General features: G+C 73.4%; 12 protein-coding genes. 8 read left to right on the top strand and 4 right to left on the bottom strand.

Annotated elements, in window-relative coordinates:
- Positions 1-39: 39 nt before the first annotated feature.
- From Sru02f_RS24045 to Sru02f_RS24065, 5 genes are all read left to right on the top strand, one after another.
- On the top strand, positions 40-1,455 hold the full coding sequence (locus tag Sru02f_RS24045; RefSeq protein WP_109028798.1) for an extracellular solute-binding protein: 1,416 nt from the start codon (positions 40-42) through the stop codon (positions 1,453-1,455).
- A 67-nt stretch (positions 1,456-1,522) separates the two neighbouring features.
- On the top strand, positions 1,523-2,482 hold the full coding sequence (locus tag Sru02f_RS24050; RefSeq protein WP_109028797.1) for a carbohydrate ABC transporter permease: 960 nt from the start codon (positions 1,523-1,525) through the stop codon (positions 2,480-2,482).
- A gap of 18 nt (positions 2,483-2,500) precedes the next feature.
- Entirely contained in the window at positions 2,501-3,376 is an 876-nt protein-coding gene (locus tag Sru02f_RS24055) for a carbohydrate ABC transporter permease (protein ID WP_109028796.1), read from the top strand.
- 144 nt (positions 3,377-3,520) lie between these two features.
- Positions 3,521-5,125 (top strand): glycoside hydrolase family 13 protein, encoded by a 1,605-nt coding sequence (locus Sru02f_RS24060; protein ID WP_109028795.1) that lies wholly within the window; start codon positions 3,521-3,523, stop codon positions 5,123-5,125.
- Positions 5,126-5,238: 113 nt separating this feature from the next.
- Positions 5,239-7,020 carry an ATP-binding SpoIIE family protein phosphatase gene (locus Sru02f_RS24065; RefSeq protein WP_109028794.1) on the top strand — a complete coding sequence of 594 codons (1,782 nt, stop codon included), beginning with the start codon at positions 5,239-5,241 and terminating at the stop codon, positions 7,018-7,020.
- A 103-nt stretch (positions 7,021-7,123) separates the two neighbouring features.
- Here the strand turns inward: Sru02f_RS24065 and Sru02f_RS24070 are convergent, their stop codons facing one another.
- Entirely contained in the window at positions 7,124-8,998 is a 1,875-nt protein-coding gene (locus Sru02f_RS24070; protein ID WP_109028793.1) for an ABC transporter ATP-binding protein, read from the bottom strand.
- 213 nt (positions 8,999-9,211) lie between these two features.
- Here Sru02f_RS24070 and Sru02f_RS24075 point away from each other — a divergent pair, with 213 nt between their 5' ends.
- Positions 9,212-10,111: a lysylphosphatidylglycerol synthase transmembrane domain-containing protein gene (locus tag Sru02f_RS24075; RefSeq protein ID WP_109028792.1), complete on the top strand. Its 900-nt coding sequence runs from the start codon at positions 9,212-9,214 to the stop codon at positions 10,109-10,111.
- 17 nt (positions 10,112-10,128) lie between these two features.
- Here the strand turns inward: Sru02f_RS24075 and Sru02f_RS24080 are convergent, their stop codons facing one another.
- From Sru02f_RS24080 to Sru02f_RS24090, 3 genes are read right to left on the bottom strand one after another with little or no spacing between them, the layout of a single operon-like run.
- Positions 10,129-11,379 (bottom strand): NAD(P)/FAD-dependent oxidoreductase, encoded by a 1,251-nt coding sequence (locus Sru02f_RS24080; protein ID WP_109028791.1) that lies wholly within the window; start codon positions 11,377-11,379, stop codon positions 10,129-10,131.
- A complete protein-coding gene (locus Sru02f_RS24085; RefSeq protein WP_109028790.1) occupies positions 11,376-12,779 on the bottom strand; it encodes an NAD(P)/FAD-dependent oxidoreductase in 1,404 nt (467 codons plus the stop codon). The genes Sru02f_RS24080 and Sru02f_RS24085 overlap by 4 nt, the downstream gene beginning before the upstream one ends.
- Positions 12,776-14,215 carry an FGGY family carbohydrate kinase gene (locus Sru02f_RS24090; RefSeq protein ID WP_109028789.1) on the bottom strand — a complete coding sequence of 480 codons (1,440 nt, stop codon included), beginning with the start codon at positions 14,213-14,215 and terminating at the stop codon, positions 12,776-12,778. Before Sru02f_RS24090 ends, Sru02f_RS24085 begins: the two co-directional genes overlap by 4 nt.
- A gap of 272 nt (positions 14,216-14,487) precedes the next feature.
- Here Sru02f_RS24090 and Sru02f_RS24095 point away from each other — a divergent pair, with 272 nt between their 5' ends.
- Positions 14,488-15,498, top strand: a complete 1,011-nt coding sequence (locus Sru02f_RS24095) for a hypothetical protein (RefSeq protein ID WP_109028788.1) — start codon at positions 14,488-14,490, stop codon at positions 15,496-15,498.
- Positions 15,499-15,529: 31 nt separating this feature from the next.
- The gene (locus Sru02f_RS24100; RefSeq protein WP_109028787.1) at positions 15,530-17,044 is read left to right on the top strand and encodes an amino acid permease; all 1,515 of its coding nucleotides are present in this window, start codon (positions 15,530-15,532) and stop codon (positions 17,042-17,044) included.
- The last annotated feature ends 103 nt before the right edge of the window (positions 17,045-17,147 follow it).

The raw sequence follows: 17,147 nt of genomic DNA on the forward strand, positions 1-17,147 counted from the left end.
TGGGGCGCCTTCCACGTTCATGCCCGAAGGGGACCACCCATGAGAAGTGCTCGGTTCCGCCGTACTCGCCGTGCCGGCGCCATCACGCTCGTCTCCGCCCTCACCCTGACCGCTCTCGCCGCCTGCGGCACGAGCAGCAGTGACGACGGCGGCGGTTCCGAAGGCGGCAGCGGGTCCTCCGACCCGGCCGCTCCGCTGGACCCGAAGACCAAGGTGACGATCACCATCGACTGCATGCCGCCGAAGGCGAAGGCGGCCGAGCTGAAGGAGTGGCAGGAGGACGTCAGGGAGTTCAACAAGACCTACCCCAACGTCACCATCGAGGGGCGCTCCACCCCGGGCCAGTGTCTGGAGCCGCCGCGCTTCACCGCGATGCTCAAGGCCAAGTCACAGCCCGACGTCTTCTACACGTACTTCACCGACCTGCCCCAGGTGCTGGACAACGACGGCGCCGAGGACATCACGGCCTACGTCAACGACAGGACCGTCCCGGCGCTGGGGGACATCGACCCGAACGTCCTCGGCTCGCTCAAGCACGAGAACAAGCTCTACGGCCTGCCCACGAGCAACTACACGATGGGTCTGCTGATCAACCGCAAGCTCTTCGAGCAGGCCGGACTCGACCCGGACGCCCCGCCGCGCACCTGGGACGAGGTCCGCAGCGCCGCCAAGAAGATCGCCGGCCTGGGCGACGGCATCGCCGGCTTCGGCGAGTACAGCGCGGGCAACACCGGCGGCTGGCACTTCACCGCCCAGATGTACAGCCGCGGCGCCGACGTCGTGGACGAGAGCGGCAGGAAGGCGACCTTCAACAACGAGGTGGGCAAGGAGGTCGCCGAGAACCTCCACGCCATGCGCTGGGAGGACGAGAGCATGGGCAAGACCCAGCTGCTCAAGTGGGGCGACCTCCAGAAGCAGATCGCCACCGACAAGCTGGGCATGTTCCTCGCCGCACCCGACGACATCACGTACATGGTGCAGCAGCTCGGCGCCGACTACGAGAACTTCGGCATGGGCCCGATCCCGGGCGCGAAGAACACCCTGGCCGGCGGCAACAACTACATGATCAAGAAGGGGATCTCCCCCGACAAGATCAAGGCCGGCGTCGCCTGGCTGAACTTCCAGAACCTCACCGTCGGCGAGGGGCAGTTCAACTGGGCCCGCAAGAAGACCGACAAGCTGCCGGTGGGCCTCCCGCAGCCCAACTTCTGGCTGAACGAGTCGAAGAAGAAGGACGACGCGGCGCGCCTGGAACACGCCACCATGCCGGTCGAGAACTTCAAGTCGTTCATGGACAACCCGGTCCCGGGCCTGGCCGAGCCGCCGAAGGCCCAGGAGGTCTACAAGGTCCTGGACAACGTGATGTCCGGCCTCCTCACCAATGAGGACGCCGACGTCGACAAGCTGCTCTCCACCGCGGAGCAGCAGGTCAACCAGGTTCTGGCCACGCAGTGACCGGCTCCCTCGGGGGGCGGGCCGCACCGCCTCCCGGGGCCCATGAGACCAGCCTCAAGGAGCGACGATGTCGGCCCCCAGCCTGACCCCGAGCAAGGCGGCCAGCGCCCGCCACGCCCAGCCGCCGGTGGACGGCCCGCCCCGGCGCGGCGGGGCGTTCGGCAGGAGCCTCAAGCGCAACCTCACCGCGCACGGCTTCCTGATCGGAGCGGTTCTCTGCTTCGCGTTCTTCTCCTGGTACCCGATGGTCCGGGAGTTCTTCCTCGCCTTCCAGAAGACGGACCAGGGCGAGGTCTCCTGGGTCGGCCTGGAGAACCTGGAGACGGTCTTCAACGACCCGGCCTTCTGGCAGGCGTGGCGCAACACCGCGCTGTTCACCGTGCTGGCCCTGGTACTCGGCTTCGCGGTGCCGTTCGTCGTCGCGATCGTCATCAACGAACTGCGGCACGGCAAGGGGTACCTGCGGCTGCTCGTCTACCTGCCGGTGATGCTGCCCCCGGTCGCCTCGGTGCTGCTGTTCAAGTACCTGTACGACCCCGGCTACGGCATGCTCAACGAGGTGTTCGGGTTCTTCGGACTGCCCGAGCAGCAGTGGCTGCAGGACCCCGACCTCTCCATGCTCTCGGTGGTCATCGCGTCGACGTGGATGAACATGGGCGGCGCGGCCCTCATCTACCTGGCCGCGCTCCAGGGCATCCCGGGCGAGCTGTACGAGGCGGCGGAGCTGGACGGAGCCGGGCTGCTGCGCAAGATCTGGCACGTCACCATCCCGCAGACCCGGCTCATTCTCTCGCTGATGCTGCTGATGCAGATCATCGCCACCATGCAGGTCTTCGTGGAGCCCTTCCTGCTCACCGGTGGTGCCGGCCCCGAGGGTTCGACGACCACGGTCGTCTACCTCATCTACCAGTACGCCTTCAACTTCAACAACTACGGTGCCGCGGCGGCCCTCGGCCTGCTGCTCCTCGTACTGCTGGCCGGGTTCTCGGCGGCGTACGTGAAGCTCAGCCGCGCCGAGGACGAGTAGAGCCGGGGGAAACCACCGATGTCCACACGCACACTCATCTCACCGGCCCAGCTCGCCCGCCCGCGCGGCAAGGCGCTGTACTGGGTGGTCTTCGGCCTCGTCGTCGCCCTGTTCACCGTGGTCTTCCTCGGCCCGATGTACTGGATGGTCTCCAGCGGTTTCAAGGACACCCAGGAGGTCGTGCAGACCCCGCCGACCCTGGTTCCCGAGTCCTTCCAGCCCGACAACTACTCGCAGGCCTGGAACGTCATGGACCTGGCGAGTCTGCTGGGGAACACCCTGTTCTACGCGTTCGGCGCGCTCGCCTTCCAGCTGGTGTTCGACGTGGCGGCGGCCTACTCGCTGTCCAAGCTCCGGCCGGTCTTCGGCAAGGCCATCCTCGGTCTGATGCTGGCGACTCTGATGATTCCGGCGACCGTGCTGGTGGTGCCGCAGTACCTGACGGTGCTCGACGTGCCGATCTTCGAGCGCAACCTGCTGAACACGCCGTGGGCGATCTGGCTGCCGTCGGTGACCAACGCCTTCAACATCTTCCTGCTGAAGCGGTTCTTCGACTCGATCCCGCGGGAGCTGCTCGACGCCGCTTCGATGGACGGTGCCTCACCGATGCGCACGCTCCGGTCGATCGTGCTGCCGATCTCGCGGCCGATCCTGGGTGTGGTGTCCATCTTCGCGATCGTGGGCGTCTGGAAGGACTTCCTCTGGCCCATGCTGACCCTGCCCGACCCGTCCAAGCAGACCCTGAACGTCGGGATCTACTCCCTGTCCAACGGGGTCCCCATGAACGTGCTGATCGCGGCGCTCACCATGGCCTCGCTGCCGACGCTCGTCATCTTCCTGATCTTCCAGCGCAACATCATGAGCGGACTCACCGCCGGCGGGCTCAAGGGCTGAGGGCTCCAGGGCCGGGGCGCCTGCCGCCTGCCCTTCCTCCCCTCCCTCCCGGCTCGTCCCGTCAACCTTCGCCGCCGGCCTGTCCGACGCCCCGCTCTGTCCGGGCCGGCGGCGAAGATCCACCCTGCCCGAAAGGACCGTCACGTGGCAGCCCCCAACTCGCACCGCACCGAAGACTGGTGGCGCGACGCCGTCATCTACCAGGTGTACCCCCGCAGTTTCGCCGACGGCGACGGCGACGGCACCGGTGACCTCGCGGGCGTGAGGGCGAGACTGCCCTACCTCGCCGAACTCGGCGTGGACGCCGTCTGGTTCACCCCCTGGTACGTCTCCCCGCTGGTGGACGGCGGCTACGACGTCGCCGACTACCGCACCATCGACCCCGCCTTCGGCACCCTGGGCGAGGCCGAGAAGCTGATCGCCGAGGCGCGGGAGCTGGGCATCCGCACCATCGTCGACATCGTGCCCAACCACGTCTCCGACCGGCACGCCTGGTTCCGGGCCGCGCTGGAGGCCGGGCCGGGCAGCGCGGAGCGGGAGCGGTTCCACTTCCGCCCCGGCCGCGGTGCCGACGGCGAGCTGCCGCCCAACGACTGGCCCTCCCAGTTCTCCGGCCGCACCTGGACCCGGGTCCCGGACGGCGAGTGGTACCTGCACCTGTTCACCCCGGAGCAGCCCGACCTCAACTGGGCCCACCCCGAGGTGCGCCGGGAGCACGAGGACGTGCTGCGCTTCTGGTTCGAGCGCGGGGTGGCGGGCGTACGCATCGACTCCGCCGCGCTGCTCGCGAAGGACCCGGCGCTCGCGGACTTCGTGGAGGGCGTCGACCCGCACCCGTACATCGACCAGGACGAGCTGCACGACATCTACCGCTCCTGGCGCAAGGTGGCGGACGAGTACGGGGGTGTCTTCGTCGGTGAGGTGTGGCTGCCCGACGCCGAGCGCTTCGCGCGCTATCTGCGGCCCGACGAACTGCACACGGCCTTCAACTTCAACTTCCTGTCCTGCCCGTGGGAGGCGGACCGGCTGCGCCGCACCATCGACGACACCCTGGCCGAGCACGCCCCGGTCGGCGCCCCGGCCACCTGGGTGCTCTGCAACCACGACGTGACCCGCACGGTGACCCGGTACGGCCGTGCGGACACCGGCTTCGACTTCGCGAAGAAGGCCTTCGGCACCCCGACCGACCTGGTCCTGGGCACCCGGCGGGCGCGGGCCGCCGCGCTGCTGACGCTGGCACTGCCCGGCTCCGTCTACCTCTACCAGGGAGAGGAACTCGGCCTGCCCGAGGCGGACATCCCGCGCGAGCGGATCCAGGACCCGATGCACTTCCGCTCCGGAGGCGTCGATCCGGGCCGGGACGGCTGCCGCGTGCCGCTTCCGTGGGCCGCGGACGCGCCGTACTGCGGGTTCGGCTCGGAGACCGAGCCCTGGCTGCCGCAGCCGGCGGGCTGGCCTGCGTACGCGGCGGACCGCCAGGGCGCGGACCCGGAGTCGATGCTCTCGCTCTACCGCCGGGCCCTCGGCCTGCGACGGTCCACGGCGGGGTTCGGCGACGGCGGCCTGGACTGGCTGCCCGCGCCGGACGGTGTCCTCGCGTTCCGGCGCGCGGGCGGCCCGGTGTGCGTCGTCAACCTGTCCGCGGCGCCGGTCGAGCTGCCCGCGCACAGCGCCGTCCTGCTCGTCAGCGGGCCGCTGGACGAGGCGGGCCGCCTGCCCGCGGACACGGCGGTGTGGCTGCGCGCCTGAGCCGTCACCGGGCGGACCCCCTGCCGGCGAGGTCGCCGAAGGGGGGTCCGCCGTCGCCGGTCGTCCCGCGGCAGGGCAGAATCAGGACAGGAGGCCGTGGGAGGAGGCGACGCGTGCGGGAACGAGCGTGGCTGGGCGGGCTGCGCCGCCCCCCGAATCCCCTGGTGAGCGGGCACCGGGCAGCACGGGGCGCGCTGCGGTCGATGTCGGAGGCGCTCGGCGCCCGCCGCCGCCTGGCCTGGCTGAACGCCGCGGACCTGAGCATCGGCACCACGCTGGACGTGCGGCGCACGGCGGAGGAGCTGGCCGACTTCACCGTGCCCGAGCTGGCCGACGGTGCCGCCGTGGACCTGCTGGACTCGGTGCTGCGGTTCCAGGAGGGCGACCGGGTGTCGGGGGGCGGGGCACCGCGGCTCAGGGCCATGGCGGTGTCGGAGGTCGAGGGCCTGAACCTGGCGCCCGATCCCGTCGGCGAGCTGTCGGTGCACACCGCCGACCGGCTGGGGCAGCGGTGCCTCACCACCCGCCGGCCGGTGCTGGTGTCCCGGATGACGCGCGCCGACTTCGCCGTGATCGCCCCCTCGCGCGAGTCGTCGGACATCATGCGCCGGGCCGGGGTCCACTCCTATCTGGCAGTGCCGCTGATCGCCCGCGGAGTGCTGCTGGGGCTCGCCGACTTCGTCCGGGCCGGGCATCGGGCGCCGTTCAACCGGACCGACGTGGCACTGGCCATGGAGCTGGCCTCCAAGGCCGCCGTCTGCATCGACAACGCCCGCCTCTACGGGCGCGAGCGCGATCACGTGGTCACCCTGCAGCGGGCGCTGCTCCCCCGGTCCAGCCCGAGCACTCCGGGCCTGGACGTGACCTCGTGCTACGACCCGGCCGCCGATCCGGCCGCGGTGGGCGGCGACTGGTTCGACGTGGTCGCGCTGCCCAGCGGCCGCACCGCGCTCATGGTGGGCGACGTGATGGGGCGGGGGCTGGCCGCCGCGGCGACCATGGGGCGGCTGCGCACGGTGGCCCGGACCCTGATGGCGCTGGACATCGCGCCCGAGCGGTTGCTGGCCCGGCTCGACCTGGCCGCCCGCGACCTGGAGGAGGACCAGGTCGCCACCTGTCTGTGCGCGGTCTACGACCCGTACGGCAGCACCTTCCGCATCGCCAGCGCCGGGCACCCGCCGCCGCTGCTGACCGGGCCGGACGGCGCGGTGTCGTTCCTGGACGTGCCCGCGGGGGCGCCGCTGGGGACGGGGGTGATCCCGTACGACCCGGTCGAGCGGCCGGTGCCCGAGCTGAGCCGGCTGACGCTGTACACGGACGGGCTGATCAGGTCGCGCACGGCCGACCTGGGCACCCAGCTGGAGCGGCTGCGCGAGGCGGTGGGCGGCGGCGTGCCCGAGGACGGCACCGAGTGCCGGGCGGTGGCCGAGCGGGTCGGCGGCGACCGGTCGGACGACGCGATCGTGCTGGCCGCCCTGGCCCGGCCGCTCGGTCCGGAGTGCGACGTGTACGTGCGGGCGCTGCCGCCGGACGGGAAGGCCGCCGGGCAGGCCCGTACGGCGGTGCGCGAGCAGTTGGAGCGGTGGGGCCTTCAGGAGCTGGTCGACACCACGGAGCTGGTGGTCAGCGAGCTGGTCGGCAACGCCCTGCGGTACGGGAACGCCCCCGGGGAGCTGCGGCTGCTGCGGCACGAGCGGCTGTCCGTGGAGGTCTCCGACTCCGGACCCGACCTGCCGCAGATCCAGCACGCGGACGTGAGCGACGAGAGCGGGCGCGGTCTCCAGCTGATCAACATGATGTGCCGGCGCTGGGGGTCGTGCCGCACGCCCGACGGGAAGGTGGTCTGGGCCGAGCAGGACCTGCCGGTGCGGACCGGGGCGCCCGGCCCCTCGTAGCACCCGGCCCGTCCCGGCACCCCCGGCCCGTCCCGGTACCCCCGGCCCGTAGCGGCACCCGGCCCGTCGGGAAGGCCGGGGGCCGTCCCCGCCCGGCCTTCCCCTACGCGGCCTTGTCGAGGGCCGGGCGCTCGAACTGGGTGCGGTGCAGTTGGGCGTAGCGGCCGTCGACCGCGAGGAGTTCCTCGTGGGTGCCGCTCTCCACGATGCGGCCGGCTTCGACGACCAGGATGCGGTCGGCCGCCCGGACCGTGGACAGCCGGTGCGCGATCACCACGGCCGTCCGCCCCTGGAGGGCTTCGGTGAGGGCTTCCTGGACGGCCGCCTCGGAGGTGTTGTCGAGGTGAGCGGTGGCCTCGTCGAGGATGACGACGCGCTGGCGGGCCAGCAGCAGCCGGGCGATGGTCATGCGCTGGCGTTCGCCGCCGGAGAGCCGGTAGCCGCGCTCGCCGACCACGGTGTCGAGCCCGTCCGGCAGGGACCGTACGAGGTCGGCGAGGCGGGCCCGGCGCAGCGCCTCCCACAGCTCGCCCTCGGTGGCGCCCGGTCTGGCGAGGAGCAGGTTGGCCCGGACGGTGTCGTGGAAGAGGTGGCCGTCCTGGGTGACCATGCCGACGGTGTCGCGCAGCGACCGCGCGCTCAGCTCGCGCACGTCGACGCCGCCGACGCGGACGGTGCCGCCGTCGGTGTCGTACAGGCGCGGCAGCAGCTGGGCGATGGTGGACTTGCCGGCGCCGGACGATCCGACCAGCGCGATGGTCTGGCCCGGTTCCGCACGGAAGGAGAGGCCGTGCAGGACCTCTTCGCCGCCGCGGGTGTCCAGGGTGGCAACCTCTTCGAGGGAGGCGAGGGAGACCTTGTCGGCGGACGGGTAGCCGAAGCGGACGTCGTCGAACTCGACGGCCACGGGGCCGTCGGGGACCGGGCGGGCGTCGGGCTTCTCGTCGATGAGCGGGGCCAGGTCCAGGACCTCGAAGACCCGCTCGAAGCTGACGAGGGCGCTCATGACCTCCACCCGGGCTCCGGCGAGCGCGGTGAGCGGGGCGTACAGGCGGGTCAGCAGCAGGGCCAGCGCCACGACGGCGCCCGCGTCCAGGGTGCCGCGCAGGGCGAACCAGCCGCCGAGGCCGTAGACGAGGGCCAGGGCGAGCGCGGAGACCAGGGTGAGCGCGGTGATGAAGGCGGCCTGGGCGGTGGCGGTGCGCACGCCGATGTCGGCGACGCGGCGGGCCCGGTCGGCGAACTCGGCGGACTCCTCCTCGGGGCGGCCGAACAGCTTGATCAGGGTGGCGCCGGGGGCCGAGAAGCGCTCGGTCATGCGGGTGCCCATGGCGGCGTTGAGGGCGGCGGCCTCGCGCTGCATGCGGGCCATGCGCCGGCCCATGCGCCGGGCGGGGAGCACGAAGACCGGGAGCAGCACCAGGGCGAGCAGGGTGATCTGCCAGGACAGGGTCAGCATCACCGCGAGGGTGAGCAGCAGGGTGACCACGTTGCTGACCACGCCGGAGAGGGTGTTGCTGAAGGCGCGCTGGGCTCCGATGACGTCGTTGTTGAGACGGGAGACGAGCGCTCCCGTACGAGTACGCGTGAAGAACGCGACCGGCATGCGCTGCACATGATCGAACACGGCCGTCCGCAGATCGAGGATGAGTCCCTCCCCGAGCGTCGCCGAGAGCCTGCGGGAGAGGATGCCGAGCACCGCCTCCGCGACGGCGATGAGCGCGATGAGCAGGGCGAGGCGCACGACCGTGCCCTCGTCCCCGTCCGACACGATCGCGTCGACGACCTTTCCGGCCAGGACGGGGGTGGCGACGGCGAGCAGTGCGGTCGCCACCCCGAGCAGCACGAAGCGGACGATGCGGTGGCGGTGCGGGCGGGCGAACGCGCCGATGCGGCGCATCGTGGCGCGGGCGAAGGGACGGCGCTCGTCCTTGGCGTTCATGACGCTGTACAGCTGCGTCCAGGCCGTGGTCTCCATACTCATGCCGATGACCGTAGAACCTCGACCAACCTTGAGGTCAAGGCGGCACGCTACGTCAAGGCGGCACGGTCCGCGGTCTGTAAGCCCGAATCCGCGCGCCGGTCACCCGTAGTTGGCGCTCCCGGGGGAATGTCTTGTGCTGTGACGACTGCGGTTCGCGCCTCCGAGAAGCCACTTCTGCACCGTGTCCCGGTCCGGAGGGTCCTGTGTGTGCTCCCGCTGCTCCTGGTGGGCGTGGTCGCGGTGCGGCACCGGTCCGTGCTGGCCGACGGCTTCGGCCAGCTCGCCACGGCCCGGTGGCCCTGGCTGCTGGCCGCGGCCGGCGCGACCTGTCTGACCTGGGTCGCCGCCGCCTGCACCCGGCAGGGCGCGGTGGTGGAGCGGCTGCCCGCGCGGCGGCTGCTGGCCACCCAGTTCGCGGCCGGCGCGGCCAACCACCTGCTGCCGACGGGCCTGGGCGCGAGTGCGGTGAACCTGCGGTTCATGACGGTGTGCGGGCTGCCGCTGGCCCGTTCCTCGGCCGCGCTCGCGCTCTACCTGCTGGCGGAGAGCGTCGGCCGCCTCGCCGTACTGGGCGCCCTGCTGATCGCGTTCCCCGGCGCGCTGCGGCTCGGCACCCTGCTGCCCGAGGGGGCCGTCGGGCCGCTGCTGGCGGTCGCGGCCGCGGTCCCGGTCGTGGCGGCGGTGGTACTGGCGCTGCTCCCGCGGCTGCGCGGGGCGCTGCTCGCCTTCCTGCGGACGGCACTGGGCGAGGCCCGGTCGGTGCACGCCCGGCCGGCTCGCGCGCTGGCGCTGTGGGGCGGTGCGCTGGCCTTCCCCGCGTTGCAGGCCTCGGCACTGGTGCTGGTGGGCCGGTCGCTGGGACTGACGCTGCCCGCCGGGCACATGGCCGTGGCGTACCTCGCGGCGACGGTCGCGGTGGCGCTGGTGCCCACGCCGGGCGGCATCGGTTCGGTCGAGGCGGCGCTGGTCGTGGCGCTGGTGGCGGCGGGCGGGCCGGCGGCCGTGGCCACGGCGGTGGTGCTGGCGTTCCGGCTGCTGACGGTGTGGCTGCCACTGCTGCCGGGGGCGCTGACGCTGGCGGCGCTGGTGCGGATGCGGGTGATCTGAGCGGCGGGCCCGGGAGGTCATCCCGGGTGAGGTCGGGCGACGGTGACGTGGACCGGTCCGCCCCGCGGGTCGACCCGGTGCGTCCAGCGGGCCGTGAGCTTCAGCGGGCGGTGCGGGACGGCGGTGATGAGGGGGAACCGCTCGCGGTGCAGGGGGCGGCCGTCCTGGTCGACGTACAGAACGGGGCAGGGCAGCGGGACCGCCGTGCGCAGGAGGTAGGGGAGGCGGTCGTCCGGGGTGACGCGGTTGGGGGCGATGCGGAGCAGCGGCGGGCCGGCGAGGAGGGGGACGCCGCCGGGCCAGTACGGGTCCTCCGTGCCCGTGCCGTCCTGGAGCCACCGGCGTACGGCGGTCGCGGCGTGCGCGCCCTCGCGGGCCGCCGTGGCCGCGCTCTCGACGGCGTGCAGCACGCTGCCGACCGCGAAGACGCCGGGCCGTGAGGTGCGCAGGGCACCGTCCACGGCGGGGCCGCGGGTGCCGGGGTCCAGGGTCAGCGCGCCGCGCCGGGCGAGTTCGTGGTCGGGGACGAAGTCGCCGGTGAACACGACGGTGTCGCAGGCCAGCACGGTGGAGCGGCCGTCGCGGTGACGGACGCGCACGCCCGACAGGCGGCCGCGGCCGAGGAGTTCGGTGACCGCGGTGCCGGTGAGCACGGGGGTGCGGTGCCGCAGCCGGGCCGCCAGGGCCCACCCGGGGGCGGCGGGGGCCCGGGACAGCTCCGTGACCAGCGCGAGGACCTCCGCTCCGGCGGCCCGTACGGTGTCGGCGGCGGCGTGCGAGACGCCCTCGGCGCCGACGATCACCGCGCGGGTGCCGATGTGCTGCCCGTACAGGTGGACCGCCTGCTGGAGTTCGCCGGTGGTGTACACGCCGGCGGGGCGGGTGCCGGGGACGAGGCGGGCGGCGCGGGGGCGTTCGCGGGCGCCGGTGGCCAGGACCACCGCGCGGGCCGCGAGGGTTTCGGCACCCCGGGGCCCCACGGTGGTCAGGGCGCGCGGGCCCGCCCAGTCGAGGGCGGTGACGCCGGTGCGCAGGTCGGCTCCGGCGCGGGCGGCCGCGTCGGCGAGGAGGCGGGCGTGGGCGGGGCCGGTCAGGGCGTGCGGCCGGTCGCCGAAGCCCCGGTGCGCGCAGTGCCTGGGAACTCCCCCGGGCGCCTGCTCGCGCTCCAGGACCACGACGCGTGCGCCGGTCCGCGCGAGCCGGGCGGCGGCCGTGAGTCCGGCGGGCCCGGCTCCCACCACCAGGACGTCGGCCTGTCGGCTCGTCACCTCTGTGCCTCCTCGAACAACGCCCGTACCGCCGCCCCGCAGTAGAAGCCCTGGCAACGGCCCGCGCGGGCCCGGGTGCGGCGGCGCAGTCCGTCCAGGGAGCGGGGCGGGACCGGCCCGGCGAGGGCGTCGCGGATCTCACCGCGGGAGACGCGTTCGCAGTGGCAGACCAGGGTGCCGTACTCCGGGTCGGCGGCGACCAGGTCGGGCAGCTGGTGGGGGCGGGGGAAGGCCTCGCCGAGGTTCGGCATGCGGACCGGTTCGAGCGGGCGCCGGGCGCCGAGGTCGAGGCCGGTGTCCGCGAGGAGGCCGGTGACGTGCGCGGCGATGGCGAGGGAGGCGGTGAGGCCGGTGGAGCGGATGCCGCCGACGGTGACGTAGCCCTGGCGGGGGTGGGCGGCGATCCGGTAGTCGTCGTGCCCGGTGGCGGCGCGCAGGCCCGCGTAGACGGCGGTGACCTCCTCCTCCAGCAGGGCGGGGAGGATACGGCGGCCCTGTTCGCGCAGGCGCCGCAGTCCCTCGGCCGTCGAGCCGGTGTCGCCCTTGTCGTCCAGGTCCTCCGCGGTGGGGCCGAGCAGCACGTTGCCGTAGACGGTGGGGGCGACCAGGACGCCCTTGCCGAGGGCGGTGGGGACGGGCAGCAGGATGTGGCTGACCAGGGCGCGGGCGAACGTGTCGTGGACGACGAGCTGGCCCCGGCGCGGGGTGACGGTGAAGTCGTCGTGGCCGAGGCTCCGGTCGAGGGTGTCGGCGTGCAGTCCGGCCGCGTTGACGAGCCGCCGGGCGTGCAGGGGGCCGCGCGGGGTGTCGAGCCGGTGGACGCCGTCCGCGTGACCGGCGTGCGTGACGGGCGAGTCGAGGTGCAGGTCGACTCCGGCACCGACCGCCTGGGTGGCGTAGGCGAGGGTCGTCGTCCACGGGCAGATGATGCTCTCGCCGGGTACGTGCAGGGCGCCGAGCGCGCCGGGGCCGAGGCGGGGCTCGCGGGCGTAGAGGTCGGCGGCGCCGAGGACGCGGGTGTCGTGGTACTCGTTGCGGCGGGCCTTCTCGGCGAGGCGGGGCAGCGCCGCGAGCTGCTCCTCGTCCCAGGCGACGAGCAGGGCGCCGACGCGTTCGACGGGGATGCCCGACTGGGCGGCGTACGCGGCGAGTTCGCGCGAGCCCTCCCGCACGAGCCGGGCCTCCAGCGAGCCGGGCACGGCGTCGAACCCGGTGTGCAGGATGGCGGTGTTCGCCTTGGAGGTGCCCTGCCCCACGTCGTCCTGCGCCTCGACGAGGGCGACGCGCAGCCCCGGGTGGTGGGCGAGCCGCCGGGCGATCGCGCACCCGACGACCCCGGCCCCGACGATCGCCACGTCGTACGGCTCGACGGGCAGCGCCCCCGACCAGGTGACCGTCACGCGGGGCCCCCGGCGAGCAGCGCGGTGACCGCCCCGCGGAAGCGGGTGCGGCGCTCGGTGGCCTCGTCGGCGGTGATACCCGGCTCGTACACGGTGGTGGGTCCGGCGCCGGGAAGCGCCTCGGCGAGGGCGAGGGAGGGGTTTGCGCCGAGCCGGGCGAGGGTGCCGACGCCGAGCGCGGTGGCATCGGGCAGCGCGGCCACCTCGACGGGACGTTGCAGCAGGTCGGCCTGGGTCTGCATGAGGAGGGCGGAGCGGGTGAGGCCGCCGTCGACGCGCAGCACCGTCAGCGGGGTGCCGAGGTCGGCCGCGGCGGCGTCGGCGAGTTCGGCGACCTGGGCGGCGAGGCCCTCGCACAGGGCGCGCACCAGGTGCCCAGGGGCGGTGTCCAGGCCGAGACCGGTGAGCGAGCCGCGCAGGTCGCCGCGCCACCAGGGGGCGGCGAGCCCGGCCAGCGCCGGGACGAAGGTGACGCCGCCGGTGTCGGGCACCGTGGCGCCCACCGGGTCCAGGTCGGCCGCGCCGGTGATGACGCCGAGGCCGGTGAGCCAGCGTACGGCGGAGGCGGCGGTGTACACCTGGCCGTCCAGGCAGTGGTCGGCGCGGCCGCCGAGCCGCCAGGCGACGCAGGCGGCCAGGCCCGAGGCGCCCCGGCGCGGTGTGCGGCCGGTGTGGGCGAGGAGGAAGGCGCCGGTGCCGTAGGTGCACTTGGCGGTGCCGGGTTCGGTGACGCGCTGGGCGAGCAGCGCGGCCTGCTGGTCGACGGCGAGTCCGGTGAGCGGGAGTTCGGGCCCGAAGGCCCGCGTCGTGCCGACGTGGGCGGCGTTGTCCACGACGGCCGGGAGCCGTTCGCCGGTCAGGCCGTACAGCTCCAGGGCGCGCGGCGACCACTCGGCGCGGTCGAGGTCGAGGAGCTGGGTGCGGGAGGCGGTCGCGGCGTCCGTGACGTGGGCGCCGGTGAGGCGGTGGACCAGCCAGCTGTCGGAGGTGGTGACCTGTCCCTCGCGGGTGAGGTGCCGTCGTATCCAGGCCATTTTCGGGGCGGCGAAGTACGGGTCCAGGGGCAGGCCGGTGAGGTGGCGCAGTTCGTCCGCGTGGTCGCCGAGTTCGGCACAGAGGGGTGCCGCCCTGCGGTCCTGCCAGACCAGTGCGTCGGTGAGCGGGCGGCCGGTGTCCGGGTCCCAGGCGAGCACCGTCTCGCCCTGGTTGGCCAGGCCCAGCGCGGTGACCGGCTCGCCGGCGTCGGCGAGCGCCCGGTGCCCGGCGTCGACCACCGAGCCGTACAGCTCCTCCGGGTCCGCCTCGACCAGGCCGCCGGGCAGGTAGCGGGGCCGGACCTCGGCGAATCCGGTGCCGATCACGCCCCGTTCGGGGCAGACCACCAGCGCCTTGGTGCCGGAGGTGCCCTGGTCGACGGCGAGTACCGCGTCCGGCATCGGCACCTCCCGGCTCCCGCGCCGACGGTCTCGGCGATCACTGCGCGCCAGCCTGCCCGCACGGACACACCGCGTCAAGGGTGACTGACGGTCAGTCAGTTAGCCCTGGTGGCAACGGTTTTGCGCCGCTGTGGCAAAAGCGAACAGAGGCGGAACCTCCGCCTCTATAGTGTGCGCCGACCGCTCGACCACCGCACCACCGCCCCCGGGGAGGGCTGTTTGTCACGCCATGCTGCCGTACGGTCCGTTCCGCTCGTCGCAGCGGGCGTGTGATGGCCAGAGACGGAGCACAGCCCGCCTACGACCCCGCCGGCCACGACACGGCGCTGCGCTCCGCCCTCCAGGAGGTGCGGGCCGGGCGCTGGATGTCGATGCGCATCCTGCTGGAGCAGACCGGCACCTGGTCGCAGTGGACACGGCGCACCCAGGTGCTGGCCGCCTCGGCGGCCGGTACGGACGTGGTGCGGGCCTGGCTCGCGGAGGAGCCGCACAGCGTGGCCGCCGCGGTGATGCACGCCCGGGTGGTCGTGGAGCGTGCGCTGCGAGCGCACCGCGAGGCCCACCCCCGCACGCGCGAACTGTGGCTCCAGGCCTGGCACGCCTGCGACGCGGCGACGCGGGCCGCCCCGCACGACCCGGTGCCGTGGGTGTGTCTGCTGGCGCTGGCCCGGCTGGACGAGGGCCCGCGCTGGGAGGAGCACCGGATGGCGCCGCCGGAGCCGATGCTGCCGCCGGGACCGTGGGGGCTGCTCGCCGAGGCCGGCAAGCGCGACCCGTACAACCGGGAGGCCCACCACCGCATGCTGCAGTTCCTGTATCCGCACGGCGGTTCCGAACGCCTGGCCCGGGCGGCCGGGTTCGCGCACTGGGCGGCCGGTTCGGCGCCGCCCGGATCGGCGCTGCACGTGCTGCCGCTGTACGTGCGGGTGGAGCGCTACCGCCGTTCGGGTGCGCGGGAGGCGGCACTGGATCTGCACTGGGTGGCGGAGGACGCCACCCGTGAGGCCCGGCAGGCGTTCGACTCCTGGTTCACGCTCTCCCCGCTGGACGAGCGGTCCCTGCCGGACCTGAACCACCTGGCCCACGCCCTGTGGGGCGCCCTCCGGTTCCGGGAGGCGAACCAGGTGTTCGACGCGCTCGGCCCCTACTGGACACCGCTGCCCTGGGCCTGCCGGGCCCCGGGCGACGGTTCGGCCGGGCGGGCGGTGGAGGTGTTCCTCCAGGCCCGCACGCGCAGCCGTTCGGCCGCCCGTGGCCGCGGCCACGGCCGACGACGCCCCTGACCCCCCACTCTTGCGTCCCCGGAGGTTTGCCATGCCCCGCCCCTCGAAACCGTCGGCCACCGACGAGGAACAGCGTCTGCGCGAACTCGGCTACCGGCCGGTGCTGGCCCGCCGCATGGGCGGCTTCGGCAACTTCGCGATCAGCTTCTCGGTGATCTCGATCCTCTCCGGCTGCATGACCCTGTACGGCTTCGGCATGGGCACCGGCGGCCCCGCCGTGATGCTGTGGGGGTGGGCGGGCGTCGGCCTGTTCGTGCTGTGCGTCGGGATGGCGCTGGCCGAGGTGACCAGTGCGTATCCGACGTCGGGCGCGCTGTACTACATGGCCGACCGGCTCGGCGGCCGGCGCTGGGGCTGGTACACCGGCTGGCTGAACCTGCTGGGGCTGCTCGGCGCGATCGCCGGCATCGACTACGGGGCGGCGCTGTTCACGGGCGCGTTCCTGAACCTCCAGTGGGGCTTCGAGCCGACGCCGGAGAAGACGATGCTGATCTTCGTCGTGATCCTGCTGCTGCACGCCACCCTCAACCTGTTCGGCGTGCGGCTGGTCAGCGTGCTCAACTCGATCAGCGTGTGGTGGCATCTGGCCGGTGTCGCGCTGATCGTCGGTGCCCTGGTGATCGTCCCCGACCACCACCAGTCGCCGTCCTTCGTGTTCACCGAGTTCGTCAACGACACCGGCTGGGAGAACCCGCTGTACGTGGCCGCGATCGGCCTGCTGCTCGCGCAGTACACCTTCTCCGGCTACGACGCCTCGGCCCATCTCTCCGAGGAGACCTCGAACGCCTCGGTGTCGGCGGCGCGCGGCATCGTGCGGGCCATCTGGGTGTCGTGGCTGGCGGGCTTCGTGCTGCTGGCGGGACTGACCTTCGCCATCCAGGACTACGACGCGACGCGGGACACCGCGACCGGGGTGCCGCCCGCGCAGATCCTCCTGGACGGCCTCGGCACGGACGGCGCGAGCGTGCTGCTCCTCGTGGTGATCGTGGCGCAGTTGTTCTGCGGCAACGCCGAGGTGGCCGCCGCCAGCCGGATGGTGTTCGCGTTCAGCCGGGACGGCGCCCTGCCCGGCTCGTCGCTATGGCGCAAGGTCTCCGCCCGCACCCAGACCCCGGTCGCCGCGGTGTGGCTGTCGGTGGTGGTGGCCTGTCTGCTGGCGCTGCCGTCCCTGTACTCGGCGACGGCGTACGGCGCGGTGACCGCCATCAACGTCATCGGCATCACCCCGGCGTACGCCATCCCGGTGCTGCTGCGGCTGCGGGCCGGCGACCGGTTCACGCCGGGGCCGTGGAACCTGGGCCGGTGGAGCAGGCCGGTCGGGTGGGTCGCGGTGGTGTGGGTGGCGTTGGTCACCGTGCTGTTCTGCCTCCCCCAGTCGTCCCCGGTGACGGCCGACACGATGAACTACGCCGTAGTGGCCCTGGTCGTCGTACTGGTATTGGCCACGGTGTGGTGGTTCGTCGCCCGCCGTTCGTACGGCACGCCGACGACCGCGGCCTACGGCGACGACCGTGAGCAGGCGGAACTCGCCGAGGGCATCGTCTGAAACGCCCCGTTCCGCGCCTCGGCACGGTACGGAACACCGCCCGGGATACGGCAGGATGAGCCCTCGCGCCGGTCGAACTGCCTTGCGGTTCGGCCTGATCGCA

Origin of the sequence: Streptomyces rubrogriseus (genome assembly GCF_027947575.1) — a bacterium.
Classification (GTDB): domain Bacteria; phylum Actinomycetota; class Actinomycetes; order Streptomycetales; family Streptomycetaceae; genus Streptomyces; species Streptomyces rubrogriseus.

What these genes read in the sequence shown, in the direction of transcription:
- Sru02f_RS24095 (WP_109028788.1), top strand. Translation starts at nt 14,488, where the DNA reads ATGGCCAGAGACGGAGCACAGCCCGCCTACGACCCCGCCGGCCACGAC.
- Sru02f_RS24100 (WP_109028787.1), top strand. Translation starts at nt 15,530, where the DNA reads ATGCCCCGCCCCTCGAAACCGTCGGCCACCGACGAGGAACAGCGTCTG.
- Sru02f_RS24070 (WP_109028793.1), bottom strand. Translation starts at nt 8,998, where the DNA reads ATGGAGACCACGGCCTGGACGCAGCTGTACAGCGTCATGAACGCCAAG.
- Sru02f_RS24050 (WP_109028797.1), top strand. Translation starts at nt 1,523, where the DNA reads ATGTCGGCCCCCAGCCTGACCCCGAGCAAGGCGGCCAGCGCCCGCCAC.
- Sru02f_RS24045 (WP_109028798.1), top strand. Translation starts at nt 40, where the DNA reads ATGAGAAGTGCTCGGTTCCGCCGTACTCGCCGTGCCGGCGCCATCACG.
- Sru02f_RS24055 (WP_109028796.1), top strand. Translation starts at nt 2,501, where the DNA reads ATGTCCACACGCACACTCATCTCACCGGCCCAGCTCGCCCGCCCGCGC.
- Sru02f_RS24090 (WP_109028789.1), bottom strand. Translation starts at nt 14,215, where the DNA reads ATGCCGGACGCGGTACTCGCCGTCGACCAGGGCACCTCCGGCACCAAG.